The 255-nt window shown below is 38.4% G+C and carries 1 protein-coding gene; it reads right to left on the reverse strand.

What is annotated here, in order from left to right; translation table 11 throughout:
• Positions 1-158 precede the first annotated feature (158 nt).
• Positions 159-254, reverse strand: coding sequence for a helix-turn-helix domain-containing protein (locus NLF92_RS14340; protein ID WP_432420236.1), 96 nt, complete (start codon positions 252-254; stop codon positions 159-161).
• Between the last annotated feature and the right edge of the window lies 1 nt (position 255).

A 255-nucleotide genomic window follows, 5' to 3' on the forward strand; every position in this document is an offset into this window, starting at 1 on the left:
CTCTTTTTCAATGGGGCCGAACTCTTTTTCTGTCGTTTCAGGATTGATGGCAAATTGTCCTGACACATAGACCGTGTTTTGATGAATGGTTGCGAATTCATAGTGTCCGTTTGATTTTAGATTTCCTACCTCGAGTATGCTTTCCATTTTGACACTCCTTACCTCGATTTATTTTTGATTTCATCCAAATAGCTATAGACGGTTACTTTGGAAATACCTAACATAGATGCGACCTTCTCAACAGATCCTTTCATT

The organism is Opacimonas viscosa (assembly GCF_024199005.1).
Taxonomy (GTDB): Bacteria; Pseudomonadota; Gammaproteobacteria; order Enterobacterales; family Alteromonadaceae; genus Opacimonas; species Opacimonas viscosa.